Here is a 16,959-nt window from a genome sequence, read left to right as displayed (position 1 = left end):
TCGAATGCACGTGCTTCGCCTGAACCCCAAATATCAAAACAAACGCGCGTCAAAGCTGCCGTCAGCGTTGTTTTACCATGGTCAACGTGACCAATTGTGCCAACGTTGACGTGTGTCTTCTTACGTTCAAATTTACCCTTCGCCATTGTGACCGCCTCTTTATTCTAACCAAGCAATTTTGAAAACAACCCGTCAACTTCAACAAGGGCTGCTATTCGGAAGTGCTCGGCACATTGAGCCGCGCCGGCACTCGTAGCATTAAACCAAACACCAAACAAACTGGTGCTCACATCCAGAGTCGAACTGGAGACCTCTTCATTACCAATGAAGTGCTCTACCGCCTGAGCTATGCGAGCAAAAAATTAACAGCACCCAGAGCACTTATTCAGCAAACCTGGAGCGGGTAGCGGGAATCGAACCCGCATAACCAGCTTGGAAGGCTGGTGTTCTACCGTTGAACTATACCCGCCGTCGCCAGAACTTGTTAAATATCAATCAGCTCATCATGGTGGAGGGGGGTGGATTCGAACCACCGAAGCTTTCGCGTCAGATTTACAGTCTGATCCCTTTGGCCGCTCGGGAACCCCTCCCGCAAGAGCCGACGGGATACATTTTTCCCGGGTCTCTAAAGCAGAGGCGGCATTTTAGGGGAATTAGTCCGGTAGTGCAATCATTTCGCAGAGTTTTTCTGTTATCCCGCTTCCGGCATCCACGGCTTGCAGCGCCGCAACAGATTCCTGAATAAAATCAGAATCTTCATCGGCTCTAAAGACAATTGAGTAGAGGTTACGGATACGCTCCTCGGTCCGCATTTCCGCAGCGACCCCGAGACCGGATATTTGATCGTAAACCCGGCGGGCATTGTCCGGCTCGGCAAACAGCCCCAGCGACACCATTCCATCCAGATCGCCACCGACAACCAGATAAGAGTCGATGGCGAAGCCGCCCCCGGCAATGGCGTCCCGCACTGATGCCAGCAACGCCGCTCCTGCCAATTCCGCGTCAGCCGGCGGCACATAAACACGATACATCAACGGCAAGGCCTGCTCATCGACACTCATTTGCCAATCGCGACCGGACAACTGTGCATCAGCGAACGCAAGCAAGTCACCTTCGCTGGCAAACGGTCCCAGCACTGCGCAGACTGCAGGCGCCTGCGTTACGGCAGGCACGGGCCGGTCAATCTCCTCCAGCAGAACCAGCACTTCACCCGCCGAAGGGCCGTCTGACACCGCCGGCACCGGCGCCGGTCGCAACGCTGCCCACAACACGTAAAGTATGTTCAGCATCAACAGCGCCAGCGCCAACCTGCGCATCAATCCGCTCCCGGCACAGCCGGCGCCGGACGCAACGATGGCAACATTTCGCCACCGGAGATGGTCAGCAACCCCTCACCAGTATCGAGCAACAGACACCCGGCTGCATCAACCCCGGCGGCGATGCCGACGCGACTATGATTACCCGCCCTGATTTCCACCGCCTGCCCCGCATAAGCATCCAGCTGCATCCATTCGTCACGGAAAGGCGCGAAACCCTCGCGCTGAAACCGGGCCAGAGCCTGTGTCAGCTCACTGATCAACGCCGCCGCCAACCGGTTTCTGTCGATAACATGATCAGTCGCTGCCGCCAGGTCACTGTAAGGCTGATCGATGCTCGCACCGGCAGCAGCAGGCATCTGCGCATTCACTCCGATACCAATCACTACCCGACAGGGACCGCTGACATCGCCACTGATCTCGAGAAGAATGCCAGCCAGCTTGCGCTGTCGAAACAGGATATCGTTAGGCCACTTGACCTCAAAACCGCCAACACCCATACGGTGCAAGGCCCTGACAACAACCAGCGCGCACACCAGACTGAGGCCCTCCAACGCAGCGACACCGGTCTGGAATGGCCACAGCAATGACATATATATGTTGCGCCCGAAGGGACTGACCCATTGGCGCCCGCGACGCCCGCGCCCTTGCGCCTGATGCTCAGCGATCACCAGGCACGACTGCTCACCCCGCGCGGCTCTGCGCGAAGCTTCGGCATTGGTGGAATCAATGGAAAAATGCAGATCAAAAACCTGCGCCAGGTGCTGTGCCGCCGGATCCAGTTGTTTGCTGATAAGAGCCTTGTCGAGCAAGGCGATGCCACCCTCGATTACATAGCCCCGCCCGGGCAATGACTGCACATCAACACCCATCGCCCTTAGCGCCTCGACCTGCTTCCAGATGCCGGCGCGACTAAGTCCGAAGGCCTCGCCCAGCGCGCGCCCCGAATGAATCTTGCCATCGGCAAGCAATGACATCAGTGGTTGCAGAGTCATACTAGCGGGCTTCGCCGATTCGCATCCAGGCGAGAAACATTTCATCCCAAACCTGATCGCCCCACCTGACTTCCTGGGAGGGATCCGGGTTCAGCGGATTAAAGCGCGAGTTGTCGAACGCGCCCTCAGCCACGATCTCGGTGCCAGCCGGCAAAAACACCGGTTCACGCAACCGGTAAACCATCTGCCAATTGTGCTGAAAATTGGGTATCGACAGCAGTTTCTCTTCACTACCGTCCGGGAATAAGGCCCTGAACCTGATATGTTTACCCCGGTAATGCATGTGCGGCGCAAAACTGTACAGATAACTGTCGTTCGGGATCAGCGTGCTGGCCGTCACCGGATATTCCCTTATGCCCGGCGGGATTACAAATTCGCCGTTCATCACTGCGGTTCGCTCCAGCACATGCTCGGGCGGCGCATCATGGAAATACAATCCCAGTCGCGTGCGATCGGTGAGCTCACGACCAATGGTTGTGTAATGAAACTGGATCATGAAACGCATATCGCGCTTCAGCAGGATACCGGTGTCCGGGTCCAGCTCAATGTGGCCCCGGCCCGGCGCATAACCGCCGAAGTTGGTGCGACTACCGCCCCGGCTGGCGTTTTGCCGCTGTTGTCGGGCGTCCTGAGTATAAACAATGACATGATGCAGGGCGGATTTCTCATCCACATCAAACGCATATGCCGACACCCATTTGTCCTCGGTCAGGCCTATTTCCAGCGGCACAAAAACGTAGTCGAGCACGCCCGATGCCGGCACCCTATGCTCCGGAAAGTCGATAACCAGATCCGGCTCACCCAGTTCCCAGTCTGACGACGACGGCTCCAGCATGGCCAAGGGATCGTCCGCATTCTCGTTGCGCGGGGCGCCGGTTTCTATCCAGCGCATCAGAATCTGCATCTCTTCATCGCTGATATGATGCACATCCTCATAACGACTGGCGTAGTCGTAATCGATCTGCCCCGGCGGCATCCGCCGGGTCAACAGCGTTTCCCGGATCATGCCGCTCCAACCCTGTACCATACGGTGACCATCCATGACCCAGGGCGCAACCCCCTGCTCCCGATGACACCCGGCACAGCGGTCAATCAGAATCGGCGCCACATCGTCTTCGTAGGAAATTGATCGCGACCGCACAGCTTCAATGCGATCAAGCACCAACGGGGCACCCTGCGATGGCGACGGATTATCGATAAATGGCTCCCCCCGCAACACTGAATGCACCACGTAATGCAGATGCGAGCTCATGCCCGGCAGATTCGCCGCCAACGCCTGCTGCGTCGGATCGCCCTGGTACAGGCCGACACCACCACGATACAGAATATCGCCGCGCACCGGACTGATCACCAGCACTTCACCGCCATGGGTGAATTCAAGCGCGTCACTGACGAGCTGAGATGAATCAAGCAGAAAAGGGGTTTCGGCATTCATGGTGCTTGCCAGGTCAGCAAGACCGGCGCGCGTTTCACCGCTGTCAGGAACCAGCACCAGAAACCGCACTGGAGAGTTACGGAAGCGCTTCTGCAAGGACACAATCTCGGGAAGGGCGGCCTTGCTGGCATCGCATTCCGGGCTATACACAAACACAACAACAGCGCGCTGATCCGCATAGCGACTCAGCTGATGGAAGCGACCTTGGTGGTCAATTAGCGCGAAGTCCGGCACCTGGCTTGTCGCTGCGGACGCACCTGCACACCAGAACATTCCTGCAAGCAGGACCAGGATTCTAATCATCTGATCTAAATTCCGAGATTGCCGTGTCTGTAAAGAGCTCATTCGAGGGGGATTATAATCAATCACCTTGCGCAGACGATAAATCGGGGAAATAACATTGCAATTATTTGTAACGCTCGCTCGATCCGGTGTCCAAAAAAAAGGGCCGACCCGTCAGGCCGACCCCTTTTGCCGGGACCGTTACTGCGTGTCAGATGCCGCTGCGGCCTTGTCTTTACGCAGCTTGCTGACAACCGAGGCCGCCTCCAGCATGACCAGCACACTGACCACCAGGACGATGAAGTCGAGCGTGACCAGCAGGTAATTGCCCGCCTGGTAGAAATCCACCAGCTGAATCAGACCCGCCAGGAACGATGTGATCAGTACAAAAATCATCGGCACCAGCGTGTAGATGGCAGGACGCCCCATTTTCATCAACATCACCGTGATCACCAGCAGTGTCAGACTGGCCAGAATCTGGTTGGTGGCACCAAACAGCGGCCATATGATCATGCCGCCGGCACCTGATGAGCCGCCGGCGCCGAACGCCAGCAACAGGCAGGCCGCCACCGCGATCAGCGTCGCCGGAACACCCTTGTTGAACAGATTGATTTTGTAGATATCACCCCATTCCTGAATGATATAGCGCTGCAACCTGACACCGGAATCCATCGTGGTGCCTGCGAACAGGGCAACCATGGTAGCCAGCAGCACTTGTGAAAAGCCTTCAGACAAGCCCCAGGATGAAGATATCAGCACGGCACCGCCAGCAATAAATGCAGGGGCACCACCGTCCGAGAAGTTGGCGTACAGGGTGTGCCATTGCTCAGGGCTGGCAGCGTATGCAACCGAACATACGGCAACGATTGTAATCAGCGCCAGCGAGCCTTCGCCAATGGCACCAAGATATCCCACAAACCGGGCATCGGTTTCCTTGTTCAGCTGTTTGGAGCTGGTACCGGAAGCAACGATGCCATGGAAACCCGAAATTGCACCACAGGCGATGGTCACAAACAGTAGCGGGAAGATGCTGGGCGTGCCAGCTGCCACCTGACTGTTGAAGGCCGGTGCTGTCATTTCCGGCATGGTCAGGAACACTGCACCGTAAAGCAGGATCAGACCGACAATTAATTGCATGCCGTTAATGAAGTCACGCGGCTGCAGTAACATCCACACCGGCAGCATTGATGCGATGGCTGCGTAGATGAACAGAATGATGATCCAGTTGGCGTTGGCGGTCAGGCCAAACATGGTTTCAGGCAGGGTCAGTTCGATAAACGTACCGGCCCAGATGGACACATACAGCGCAACAACACCGGCAATTGTGAGCAGCACCAGGCTGTAATTGCGACGCAGTAATTGTCCGATAATAAGCGCCACCACAATGGCAGACCAGGCCGGGAACACAGATCCGGGCGTGCCCACAAAACCACCCGCGATGACCACGGCAAATACCGCATTCACCATCAGCAACAGCAGGAAGATGACAATCAGAAACAGTGAGCGTGTGCGCTTGCCGATGACATTCTCGGACAGCGCACCAATGGATTTGCCCTTGTTACGGGTACTGGCCCACAGCGCGCCCATATCGTGGACGCCTGCAAAAAATATGGTACCAAAGGTTACCCAGAGCAGCGCGGGCACCCAGCCCCAGTAAACCGCAATGGCCGGACCCACAATCGGGGCAGCGCCCGCGACGGAGGTAAAGTGATGACCCCACAAGACATATTTGTTGGTGGGAACGTAATCCACTCCATCATTAAACTCATGAGCTGGAGTTTTGAAGTCAGGGTCCAGACGGTAGATCTTTTCGGCAATAAACTTGGAATAGACGAACCAGCCGAATGACAGCCCCGCCAGACCAAACAGAATAATCATGATTCCGCTCATACAACAACTCCCGCATTATTATTATCAAACCAGGTCTCAACAACAGGTGATACTGCCACCGTGAACCGCGCGCAGCGCCGCATCATAACAAGTTCGCGCTGACCAAGACAACGACAAGAAACAAAAGCAGCTCTCCTGCAACGTTTTGTCACATGCGACGACTAAAGCCTGTCACCCGACCCGGCCGGCGTCATCAGGCGCGGCAAAATAGCGGGCAAACAACTCCTGCATCAGCCATAACACCCCGGCAGACAATGCAAGCAACGCTCCCCACTGCAACAGGCCGGCAAAGAAATAACGATCCAGTGTCGGCAGACTCAGGTCATAGGCCATGAAGCCGACAAAACGCTCTGCCATCCAGTGCCAGGCCCAGTGCGCGACAATCGCCGACAACAGAATGACCCCGATTCGCTCAGGCAGTGCATATTTGAAAAGCAGGTGAATAAACGGGACCATCAACACCAGCACCAGTATCTGGCCAAATTCCACGCCCAGATTGAAAGCCAGTAACGACATGACGAGATGCGAGCCGGCGAACTGCATGCTTTCGGTCAGCAGGAAGGAAAAACCAAATCCGTGCACAAGCCCGAAACAGAAGGTCACCACCCACCGGTGACGCTGCTTCACGCCGACTATGTTTTCAAATGCCATGTAGACAATAGACAGAGCGATCAGGGTCTCAATCAGGGACGGGAACCAGATTGCCGACGGCACCCAGCCCAGCGCAGACGCCAACAGCGTGATGGAGTGCGCGATCGTGAATGACGTCACCACCGGAATCAGGGCACCCACACGGCGCAACGGGATCAGCAGGCAGAACAGGAACAGCAGATGATCAGCGCCTTCCAGAATATGATCAAAACCCAACGCTATGAAATTGAACACCGCCTGATGCCAGCTCGGGTCCAGGTATACCCGGCCGGGGTTACCTATATAACTGAAGGTTCTCTCACTGCCATCGTCAAGGATGTAGCGCAACACCGTGGTGGTTTCCAGGCCCAGCCCTCCCAGACGGGCATCGATGGAAAAGCGGGCCTCTGCAGAGTCTATCGGATAGCTTACCAGCACATCCATGAACCCTTGTCGGTAGTACAGATCGACATCGTCCGACAAAGGCGCACTGCGCACATTTGCCAGCGCCGACTGATAATCAACAAAGGAACGGTTCGAGGGCAACGACACCCGCAACGCATCAAGGCGCGGGTTGTCCAGCAGGCGATCACCTTCAAACATCTGGATTGAGCGCAGGATACGGTCGCTGGCCGCGTCCTCGAGCTCTTCCTGTGCCTCGGAGAAGATCAGATAACCGACCGAGCCGCGCAGCGGGAGGCCCGCCTCTCCCAGCGAATCCATGGGAATGCGCATCAGCACGTTGAGTCGATTCGGCTCAGCCTTGACGAAGCCCTGCACTGCGACCCGTGTCGGTATCTCGTCTGCCAGGGCATTCGGCATCCCAGTCGCAGCCAGCAAAAATACGACAACCAGGCAAACTCTGATGGCGCCGAGCGCCGTCCATACACTCTTTTTGTTATTGGGCATATTTTCCTCGAGAAATTCCGGCAATAGACAAACAGCCGTCAGCACGCGACGACAGGTCGTCAGATCTCGTCAATTTGTAAGACTGGTGAGTATACTGAGCATATAGAACTGAGTATACTTCTGGTTCGACAGATCAATATGCTCGGAATGAAACGACCCTGGAGGGAGTATAATGACAAAAAAAATGAAGATAGCAGTAGGCGCAAGTCTTGCGCTGGCCGTAGCAGCGATGGGCGCAGGACAGTCCATGCTGCAGGAACCCGTTGCGGCACAAGCCGGCTCGATGGTCAGTGCACCGAGCTTTGTGGTTGATCCGTATTGGCCAAAACCTCTTCCCAATCAATGGATTATCGGCCGTACTATCGGCATCGACATTGATGATCGGGACCATGTATTCATTGTTCACCGTGATCAGGACGCCATGTTTGGCGGCGCTACCGAGATCGGCCTGAAAATGGGCGTCAGCGACTGCTGCACCCCGGCACCACCCATTCTGGAATTTGACCCGGAAGGCAACCTTGTGAACGCCTGGGGCGGCCCGGGCGACGACTTCACCTGGCCGGCGTCCAATCACGGTCTGGCAGTAGCACCTAATGGCAACGTCTGGATCGGTGGTAACGGCGGCGGCGACTCGCATGTCCTGGTATTCACCGGTGACGGTCAGTTTGTCGCTCAGTACGGCATGCCAGGCCAGGAAGTGGACAGCAACAGTATGACTCACTTCGGTCAGGTAGCTGACATCGAAATCGATGGCAGCACCAACGAAGCGTATATCGCTGACGGTTACCGCAACAAGCGTGTTGCCGTGCTTGATGCCAGCACAGGTGCGTTCAAGCGCTACTGGGGTGCCTATGGCAACCGCCCAGTGGACGGCCGCGTTGATTACACACCCGGCGAGCCCCTGCCCCAGCAATTCCGTGGCCCGGTTCACTGTGCAGTACCGTCAGATGACGGCCTGCTCTATGTGTGTGACCGTGGGTCAGACCGTATCCAGGTTTTCCGTCCCGACGGCACCTTTGTTCGCGAAGCACTGATTTCTCCGGACACATTGGCACAGGGCTCAACCTGGGATATTTCGTTCTCGAATGACCCTGAGCAGAAGTTTATCTACCTTGCTGATGGCCAGAACTTCAAGATTTACGTGATCGATCGTGAGTCCATGGAAGTCCTCACCAGCTTCGGTGGCGGTGGACGTCAGCCCGGCCAGTTCTATGCACCACATAGCATTGCCTCGGACTCGCAGAACAATATCTACACCACTGAAACTTACGAAGGCAAGCGCGTTCAGAAGTTTGTTTACCAGGGCATGCGTGATACCCAGCGCGGCGGTCATACCGGCGTGGCCTGGCCTGCGGATCGCCTGTAAGTCAAGGCGGACCAAAGCAAGTGCTTAACAAAGGGCTGCCGCACCCTCAGGTGCAGCAGCCCTTTTCGTTTCGCATCGCATGACAAAAAATGAGCACCCAAAACCCGGGAGAAATGTTTTGAAATCTCGTCACTTTATTACGCTGGCCCTGAGCGGCCTGTTATTGACGTCACAGCCATTGCTGGCCGGCGACAAAATTGAACTCGACTACCACTACACCGATGACACCGGCGTCAGCCTGAGCAGCATGATGGGCGGGCCGCTGAGTATCAGCAGTTTCACCGATCAGCGTGCAATCGGGAACAAGCACGACATCAATCGGGCAGAGCAGGATGCAGTCACACTAAGCCAACCACCAGCCGCAATCATTCAGCAGGCATTTCATGAGGCGTTTGTATCTGCGGACGCACAACTCGGCGAGGCCGAAACCCCGCTGACACTGAGTGGCAAGTTACTGGAAATGGAAATCGTGGAGTCAGATAGCGGCACCGAGGTGCTGATTCGTTGCGAGCTGACCCTGAACAATCAGGGCCGCAATGCATGGCAGAGTGTCGTATTCAGCCGGGTTAACGCTGACAATCAGGCGTTGTCAGCGACCATCGCGCAAGGCCTGGACAGATTGGTCAACGAGCTGTTTCTGGACGACTATTTCCTGATGGAATTAGGCATATTCTGAAAAGCGGACTTACGGCTTTAATCAGCCGTAAGCCATTTCCAGCAGTTCAATGACACTTTGCACCTGAAACGACCAGTAAATGATGCCTGCCACGATAATGGCAACCGAGCTGGTCGCCGCAATTTTCTGAATTAAAGTCAGGGCTTTCTTGTCAGTCATGACACTATTCCTGTATTGAAATATTGAACGGTAATTGCCTGCCAGGACATCTGAAATGGTATCAGGAGAAACCAATCCAGCGCCCGGTTGCCGCCACGCTGAACCAGATCAGGATGGAGGCGACTGCGACCAGTTTCAGCAACCAGGGCTGAATATCGGCATGATTGCCCTTCAACAACGGGCGCTTGATCGCAAATACAAAAATGATGCCGACCAGCAATGCTGACATCTTGGCCCAGAAAAAGTCATTGTAGTACATCCGCTGGGCAACAGCGGCGGCCATGAAAATGCCTGTCGCCAGAATGAAAGCGAGGGCAATCCGGAACCATTTATGCGCCTGGTCAGCAACAACTTCAGACGGCACATCCTTCATGATGACACCGAGCAGGCGCAGGTCTGTAACCAGCACGGTTCCCCCCAGCACAGCCAACGACATCAAATGGATGGACTGGCCAAACGTTGCGTAAACGCCGCCGTAAGTTTTGCCGATGTAACCCAGAAAGGATGTTTCGGCCCACTCGAAAAAAGGTAATAGCTCCATTGGGAACTCCTGTTTGTCTTCTTAATCGGCCTTGGGCCGACAACTGTCATGTATCAAAATAACCTATCAATCCGCCACACAGCCAGCGGCCGCGCCGAGCCAGGCCGGCAATTCGCGATAGCAGTGGAACCAATCGTACGCAATCAGACGACCGGTCATGACCACGCCTGCCCACAGCCCGAGTGACAGCGCCGCACTGATTTGCAGGCGGCGGGGCGCCTTCGGCTCATACTCCCAGGTGGAGGCAGACGCTTTCAGTCGCTTGTGGAACATGACGGCATTTACAAACGCCACCAGCAGCAACACCATTTTGATCCTGAACCAGATACTCTGGATGGTGTAGGTGGGTTTGGCATAAAACAGCAGCAGGCCGGTAATAAACATGATGATAAAACCAATCATCATGGGAATATTCAGACGCTCGGAGATCTTGACCGCTGACACGCCGGGCATCGCCAGACCCAGCATACGCAGATCGATAAAAACCAGCATACCCAGGCACAACATGATGGTGAGGACATGCGTTGCCTCAATCCAGTTGTACAGATAGAACGATTCTTCTATCGCCCGACTGCCGCCGGTCGCATAAAGCCACTCGGCAAATTGCAGTAACAATTCATTTATCACGCTGTTGACCTCCCCCAGTCGTACTTGGTGGCACATTTGTGCTCAGTTATTTGGTGCTTTTAAACTTGAGTTATTAGCCTGGTTTTATCAGCTTTGATTTACTGACTACGTCCGGCCTGTCCGGGACGCCGACAGTCAAGCGCTATCAACTCAGTATATTCCCTGATCATCGCGACACCTTGCGCCTGGTCAACAATCATTGCCTGCGCCAGACGATTGAATGCGGCGAAGAATAGCCCAGCTGTTCCGTCAAATCTACCCCGGGAACATATTCCGACGGCGCCAAATCGTAGCATAAAAATAGTCACGCCGGCCTTCGTTCCATCGCGTATTATCGTACAGTCATGTGCCAATCCCGGCACAGCATGGGACACAATAACCCCCAAGGGGGTTCTGGTCGTGCCACAAATGCACCTGTTCCACACCCGCTTGCGAGAACACCATGCCCGTCATACGTCCGGACACATCGGACCTGCCAACCACCGGTTTACGCAATATCCGCATCGTTTACATCGGTCAGATCAGCACGCCGGACACGCTCAACAATGTTTACTGTCCCGCCTCCGCGGCTGATGCATGCAGCCGATGCTGCCGCCGATATGAGCCGGGTCCGGAAGCGGACATCCGCTCTATCCTTAAGGTTTGAGTTAGCGCCAGAGGTGGTTTATGCTGATCGTCCGATCAGTTATCTAAAGGGAGTGCTTGCCACCCATGTCCAATAACAATACGAGTAGAATCAAACCTTTCTATCGGAATCCGATAAAGTCAGCAGCCCTGACGCTGACTGCGGCTTTTGGCGCCATGGCAATGACTGCCTGGGCGCAGACGGCTGACTATAGCAATCCCGATATGGCGCCGGTCAACGATCTGCCCAACCCCTACACAACGGTTGAGGGCTACCTGAAGATGCCAGCAGGCCGAAGCTGGGGCTCAACCAGCGCCGTGCACATTGATATCGACGGCACCAGTGTTTGGGTTGCCGAGCGCTGTAGTGCCAACGTGGGCGCCTGTGTCAGCAACAGTGATCTCGACCCGGTCATGAAATTCGATGCCGATGGCAACATGGTCACCAGTTTTGGTGCCGGCATGATCACCTGGCCGCATGGTATTGAGGTAGACGATGGCGGCAATGTCTGGGTCACCGATGCGCGCGATAACCGTGGTGACGGTGTAGCCGACTCAGAGGTATATGGGCATCAGGTCCACAAATTCAGCCCTGACGGCCACCACCTGATGACGCTGGGCATGCCCGGTGGCGCCAGAGACCCTGGCTACCTGTTCCAGCCCAACGACGTATTAGTGGCGCCGGATGGCCACATCTTTGTCGCTGAAGGTCATTCCAATGCGGAGGGCTCTACCGCACGCATTCTGAAGTTCAGCCCAAGCGGCGACCTGGTCATGACCTGGGGCTCCTACGGCACAGGACCCGATGAGTTCATGCAGCCACACGCACTGGCGCTGGATTCACAGGGCCGATTGTTCATCTCTGACCGCAGCAATGATCGTATCCAGATCTACACTCAGGACGGCGAGCTGCTGGATACCTGGTATCAGTTCAGCCGCAACAGCGGCCTGTTCATTGACGAGAATGATGTTCTGTATGCAGCAGACTCAGAGTCCGGCTCTGTCAACCCTGCTCATGGCGACTGGTTGCGCGGCATCCGTATCGGCAGCGCCAGAACCGGCGAGGTGCACGCGTTCATTCCGGATCCACAGCCTGATTGCCGTGGCACCTGCACTGCCGAGGGCGTGACCGTTGACCGCAATGGTGTCATCTACGGCGCCGAAGTTGGCCCCGTCGGCGGTATCAAGCGCTACGTTCGTCAGTAACAACGCACGGTTGTACCGGCATAAAAAAAGGGCTACGCAATGTAGCCCTTTTTTTATGTTCACGGCATAGCCCTGGTTGTTGGCAACACCGCCCCGCCCCAATCCGGGCGCGCAACTGATCGAGCACGGCGGTAGCAGGAATCTCCTGCGGCGGAATTGGCACAATCAGATCCGGTTCACTGAAGGCCCATTCAGTTTCCGACCACTCGATCTGCGCCGATGGGTCCTGGATACCATCTTTAGGTGAACCCTGATCGATCCAGCGCAAAAAACCAACGGCCATCCACGCGCAAGCAACCGCCAGATATTGACCAAAACCGCAATAATATTGCAGAAACCACCACGTATCGCACTTGCAAATATTCTATCCTTTTGTTTTATATATGCTTTTAATTTATGGCACAAGCTTTGCTATACATACTGAAAGTGCATGCAAAGTTTAAAGAGCAGTAGATGCACAAAGGGTAGAGTACGTGGACGCTCACCCATGGCACAGCACTATCCACAGCCACTTATTAGCTGACATGACATTAAAGGGACTGAAACAATGATTACGACTAAAGCTGCATCAATCATTCTGCTGCTGGCATTTTCGATCAGCATGGCTTGCGCTGACACCCAGACAAACCGATATCATGAATTTGATGCCGACGAGGTAACAACGTTGCGTATCGATGCCCGGGTCGGCACCATCCGCGTCGAGCCGTCGCAGTCTGGCAGATTTGAAGTAGAGCTGGTCATCACCGACGAAGACCACGGTGGCTGGTTTAGCCGATCGCCCGATATTGCTGACATGGACCTGAGGTCTCGCCACCGTGGAGATCAACTGCGACTGAGTTTCAACGAAGATAAAGTCAAAGGGGAGTGGGTGGTCAAAGTGCCAGCGCTGGAGCAACTGGATATTGAGCTGGATGTCGGCACTATAAAGGTATACATGGCGCAGTATGGCATCGTTGCCGAAATCGGCGTTGGTACCATCGAGCTGCAGGCAAGCAAATCAAGCATTGGCTCTGTTGATCTCTCCGCCGGCATCGGCGATACCGATATAAAAGGAGGAACTGATACAGACAATCACCGCGCCATGGTCAGCAGTGAAACGACGGCCTTTGGAGACGGCGCCATGTCCATCAGGGCACGTGCCGGTGTCGGCGAAGTCACGGCCGAACTGATGTAGTACGTCGCCAGACAGGCGTCATGTGTGTGCATGGCGCACTGTTTGCGAACGCCCCAAAACTGCCCACACTCTTCCATGCTGATATTTTTTGCCCATTTCTGTACCGCGCGGCAATTTACCTCCATAACCAATATCCTTTATCGCACCATATAAAAGCATAGTTCTATTTATCTGTGCACACTTTTGGAACCATTCGAATGTAATGCCAGATTGATAGCGCTGGCACAGCTATTGCAGATACAACTCCGGATAATACTAAAACAGACTATCTGGAGGTTATATGCATAACGCCCAACGGAAACCGCTATCGCTGATGGTAGCGTTCTTTGTGGCCGGTACCGCCATATCCACATCGCAATCCATTTACGCACAGCAGGAAACCGAAGAAGTACTGGAAGAAGTTATCGTCACCGGCGCCCGAGGGCGACCACGAACAGTCGCTGACTCTCCGGTTCCTATCGACGTCTTCGACAGTGAGACTATCGAGTCAGTCTCTTTTACCGACACAAATGACGTGCTACAAACACTTGTTCCTTCCTACAACGTTTCGCGAAATCCCATCAGTGATGGCGCTACCTTTATACGACCAGCGTCATTGCGGGGTATGCCGACTGACAAAACGCTGGTGTTGGTGAACTCAAAACGACGCCATAGATCAGCCCTGGTATCGATTGGCGGCTCAGGCACTCAAGGACCCGATGTCGCCACCATACCCACGATAGCACTGAAAAATGTTGAGGTACTCAGGGATGGTGCCGCCGCACAATACGGCTCTGACGCAATAGCGGGTGTTATCAACTTCATCCTCAAGGACAGTGCCGACGGTGGCAGTTTTAGTGTCGACACGGGGCAATATACCGAGAGCGATGGTCAGCAGTACACGATTCAGGGCAATATAGGCTTCCCACTGGGTGCCAATGGTTTCATCAACTTGTCGGGCGAGATATCACAGGCTGATTCCACAACTCGCGCTGAGCAATACTGTGAGTCATGGTTCTGTCTGGACACGCAGAATCCGGTATACAACCCTGCCGCCGGTTACACCACTTATACTGAAGACCCGACTTTCATGGCAGCAGTTGCAGCAATGGGAGATGTCGTCCAGCCATGGGGTCAACCAAACACCGAGGCACAGCGATTCTTCGTCAATGCCGAATTGCCTCTTGCCAATGGCAGGGAGCTGTACGCATTTGGTAATTACTCAAGTAGTGAAGCCGATGGTCCCTTCTTCTATCGCTATCCTGGCAACGGCACCATTGAAGACCTGCGAGAAGCAGACGGTTCCATCTATAGTCCGCTTGAGAAATTTCCGGGAGGCTTCACGCCCAGATTCTTTGGCAACGTCACCGATTACTCTCTGGTCGGCGGCTACCGTGGTGAGCTGAACAATGGCTTGATGTACGATTTGAGCGCCAGAACCGGTGAGAACAAGGTTGAGTACACACTGAAGCAGACCGTCAATCCCTCACTGGGTCCGGATTCACCTACTTCGTTCCGTCCCGGTGACCTGATCAACGAAGAGATGCAGTTGCAGGCAGATTTCAGTCTTGAACTGGATGCCGGCGTGGCCGCGCCTGCGATTCTTGCCTTTGGCGTCAGCTACATGGATGAGGCTTACAAGATCGTACAGGGCGAGCTTGATTCTTACCAGGCAGGGCCATACGCAGTGTCCGATCCATGGGGTTTCTGTAACGATGACGGCTCCCCTACGGCGAACGGCATAGCAGTGATAGGCTCAGGATCATCATTGAACTGCGCAGACGATGATGATGCTGCCTTTACAGTTGTGGGCGTAGGCTCCAATGGATTCCCGGGGTACTCACCCGAATTTTCTGACAATTATGAGCGTGACTCTTACGCCGTGTATGGCGATATCAGTGCCGATGTTACTGACGCCCTGTTCATGCAGGCTGCATTGCGGTACGAGGACTACTCCGACTTCGGTGGCGAACTGGTTGGCAAAGTAGCTGGCAGATTGAGCCTTACCGATACGTTTGCGCTACGAGGCTCACTTGGCACTGGCTTCCGGGCTCCTACTCCGGGTCAGCAAGGTACAACCAACGTTTCCACCCGCTTGCCCAATGGTTTGCCGGTCGCAACAGGATTGTTCCCGCCCAGCGGCCCGGTCGCGAGGGCACTCGGGGCCACCGACCTGAAACCCGAGACTTCGACCAACTACACACTTGGTTTTACCAGTGAAATTGGTGAATTGAGCCTGACCGCGGATATGTACCGGATTGACGTCGACGATCGGGTGTATTCAGTATCAACCCGTGACGTGAGTACCAACCCGTCTTCAGGCTCCGCCTACGACAACTACCTGGCGCTGTCGGGCGCCGGAGTCGCCGGTGCGGAAACGATTGGTGGCGTGTTCTACTTCACCAATGCGTTTGATACACGGACTCAAGGCGTTGACATAGTCGCTACGTTACCGGTGTTCTGGGACAGTGGAGCCAGCACTACCTTCACTGCATCCATGAACTACAACAAGTCCGAGTTTGCCTCTGACCCGAGCGCTTTTCTCAATGCGGAAGATCAGTACGATTTTGAGAACTTCGACCCAACATGGCGGGGCGTCATGTCGGCAAGGCACTCGATCGGGGATTTGACTCTGATGGCGCGCGCGAACCTGTATGGACCTTATGACAACTTCAACTCCGGTCAGGTCCAGGAATTTGATCCCACAGCACTGATTGATCTGGAAGCTCAGTACCAGATCAACGACTTGCTGCGCATCACATTCGGTGGCAGAAACGTCTTTGATCAATATCCGGAAAAGGACGCTATTGGCGACTATTGTTGCGGACGCCTGTATTCATCAGGTACGGCAGTAAGCTGGCAGGGTGCGTATTACTACGCGAGATTGAACGCCAGCTTTTAACGGGTAGTAAGTGCTGCAGGGACGCAGCAGGTTGGACCCTGGCCCCCTTTGAGCGAGGGGGCCAGGCTTTTTATGCTCAACCTAAAAACAACATAATCACAGACAAAAAAAATCCCCGGCCTCTTTCGAGACCGGGGATTTTCCCATTTAAATGCCTGACAATGTCCTACTCTCACATGGGGAGACCCCACACTACCATCGGCGCTGAGTACTTTCACTTCTGAGTTCGGGATGGGATCAGGTGGTTC

General features: G+C 54.9%; 14 protein-coding genes, 3 tRNA genes and 1 rRNA gene. 5 read left to right on the top strand and 13 right to left on the bottom strand.

Annotation, left to right across the window (positions count from 1 at the left end; translation table 11 throughout):
- The 9 genes from ENH71_RS04185 to ENH71_RS04145 form a co-directional block, all read right to left on the bottom strand.
- Positions 1-146, bottom strand: a 146-nt coding sequence (locus ENH71_RS04185; RefSeq protein ID WP_294134965.1) for a GTP-binding protein, incomplete at its 3' end; no start/stop codon positions are given.
- A 134-nt stretch (positions 147-280) separates the two neighbouring features.
- Positions 281-356, bottom strand: a tRNA-Thr gene (locus tag ENH71_RS04180).
- Positions 357-395: 39 nt separating this feature from the next.
- Positions 396-469: transfer RNA gene (locus ENH71_RS04175), tRNA-Gly, on the bottom strand.
- Between the two features lie 37 nt (positions 470-506).
- Positions 507-590 (bottom strand) — tRNA-Tyr (locus tag ENH71_RS04170).
- 63 nt (positions 591-653) lie between these two features.
- Complete coding sequence (locus ENH71_RS04165) at positions 654-1,316, bottom strand: hypothetical protein (protein ID WP_294134961.1); 663 nt, start codon at positions 1,314-1,316, stop codon at positions 654-656.
- Positions 1,316-2,311 (bottom strand): bifunctional biotin--[acetyl-CoA-carboxylase] ligase/biotin operon repressor BirA, encoded by a 996-nt coding sequence (gene birA, locus ENH71_RS04160; RefSeq protein WP_294134957.1) that lies wholly within the window; start codon positions 2,309-2,311, stop codon positions 1,316-1,318. The genes ENH71_RS04165 and birA overlap by 1 nt, the downstream gene beginning before the upstream one ends.
- A gap of 1 nt (position 2,312) precedes the next feature.
- Positions 2,313-4,049, bottom strand: coding sequence for a redoxin domain-containing protein (locus ENH71_RS04155; protein ID WP_294134955.1), 1,737 nt, complete (start codon positions 4,047-4,049; stop codon positions 2,313-2,315).
- A gap of 180 nt (positions 4,050-4,229) precedes the next feature.
- Positions 4,230-5,918 carry a carbon starvation CstA family protein gene (locus ENH71_RS04150; RefSeq protein WP_294134953.1) on the bottom strand — a complete coding sequence of 563 codons (1,689 nt, stop codon included), beginning with the start codon at positions 5,916-5,918 and terminating at the stop codon, positions 4,230-4,232.
- A gap of 171 nt (positions 5,919-6,089) precedes the next feature.
- Entirely contained in the window at positions 6,090-7,457 is a 1,368-nt protein-coding gene (locus tag ENH71_RS04145; protein ID WP_294134951.1) for a HupE/UreJ family protein, read from the bottom strand.
- A 172-nt stretch (positions 7,458-7,629) separates the two neighbouring features.
- Between ENH71_RS04145 and ENH71_RS04140 the strand changes: the two genes are divergently transcribed.
- Both ENH71_RS04140 and ENH71_RS04135 read left to right on the top strand, forming a co-directional pair.
- A complete protein-coding gene (locus ENH71_RS04140; RefSeq protein WP_294137535.1) occupies positions 7,630-8,823 on the top strand; it encodes an NHL repeat-containing protein in 1,194 nt (397 codons plus the stop codon).
- A 118-nt stretch (positions 8,824-8,941) separates the two neighbouring features.
- A complete protein-coding gene (locus ENH71_RS04135) occupies positions 8,942-9,499 on the top strand; it encodes a YajG family lipoprotein (protein ID WP_294134946.1) in 558 nt (185 codons plus the stop codon).
- A gap of 21 nt (positions 9,500-9,520) precedes the next feature.
- On the opposite strand, the gene ENH71_RS04130 is transcribed toward ENH71_RS04135, so the two are convergent.
- From ENH71_RS04130 to ENH71_RS04120, 3 genes are all read right to left on the bottom strand, one after another.
- The gene (locus ENH71_RS04130) at positions 9,521-9,658 is read right to left on the bottom strand and encodes a hypothetical protein (RefSeq protein WP_294134944.1); all 138 of its coding nucleotides are present in this window, start codon (positions 9,656-9,658) and stop codon (positions 9,521-9,523) included.
- 61 nt (positions 9,659-9,719) lie between these two features.
- Positions 9,720-10,199, bottom strand: a complete 480-nt coding sequence (locus tag ENH71_RS04125) for a DUF6644 family protein (RefSeq protein ID WP_294134942.1) — start codon at positions 10,197-10,199, stop codon at positions 9,720-9,722.
- A 66-nt stretch (positions 10,200-10,265) separates the two neighbouring features.
- Positions 10,266-10,826 (bottom strand): hypothetical protein, encoded by a 561-nt coding sequence (locus tag ENH71_RS04120; RefSeq protein WP_294134940.1) that lies wholly within the window; start codon positions 10,824-10,826, stop codon positions 10,266-10,268.
- A 711-nt stretch (positions 10,827-11,537) separates the two neighbouring features.
- Between ENH71_RS04120 and ENH71_RS04115 the strand changes: the two genes are divergently transcribed.
- The 3 genes from ENH71_RS04115 to ENH71_RS04105 all read left to right on the top strand — a co-directional run bounded on the left by ENH71_RS04115 (position 11,538) and on the right by ENH71_RS04105 (position 16,711).
- Positions 11,538-12,656 carry a peptidyl-alpha-hydroxyglycine alpha-amidating lyase family protein gene (locus ENH71_RS04115; protein ID WP_294134936.1) on the top strand — a complete coding sequence of 373 codons (1,119 nt, stop codon included), beginning with the start codon at positions 11,538-11,540 and terminating at the stop codon, positions 12,654-12,656.
- A 547-nt stretch (positions 12,657-13,203) separates the two neighbouring features.
- Complete coding sequence (locus ENH71_RS04110) at positions 13,204-13,830, top strand: hypothetical protein (protein ID WP_294134934.1); 627 nt, start codon at positions 13,204-13,206, stop codon at positions 13,828-13,830.
- 280 nt (positions 13,831-14,110) lie between these two features.
- Positions 14,111-16,711: a TonB-dependent receptor plug domain-containing protein gene (locus ENH71_RS04105; RefSeq protein ID WP_317622400.1), complete on the top strand. Its 2,601-nt coding sequence runs from the start codon at positions 14,111-14,113 to the stop codon at positions 16,709-16,711.
- A 153-nt stretch (positions 16,712-16,864) separates the two neighbouring features.
- On the opposite strand, the gene rrf is transcribed toward ENH71_RS04105, so the two are convergent.
- A 5S ribosomal RNA gene (gene rrf / locus ENH71_RS04100) occupies positions 16,865-16,959 on the bottom strand; the annotation flags it as partial.

This window comes from Pseudohongiella sp. (assembly GCF_011050365.1).
Classification (GTDB): Bacteria; Pseudomonadota; Gammaproteobacteria; order Pseudomonadales; family Pseudohongiellaceae; genus Pseudohongiella.
The sequence above is the reverse complement of the archived record's forward strand: the minus strand, read 5'-3'. Positions and strand labels throughout refer to the sequence as shown.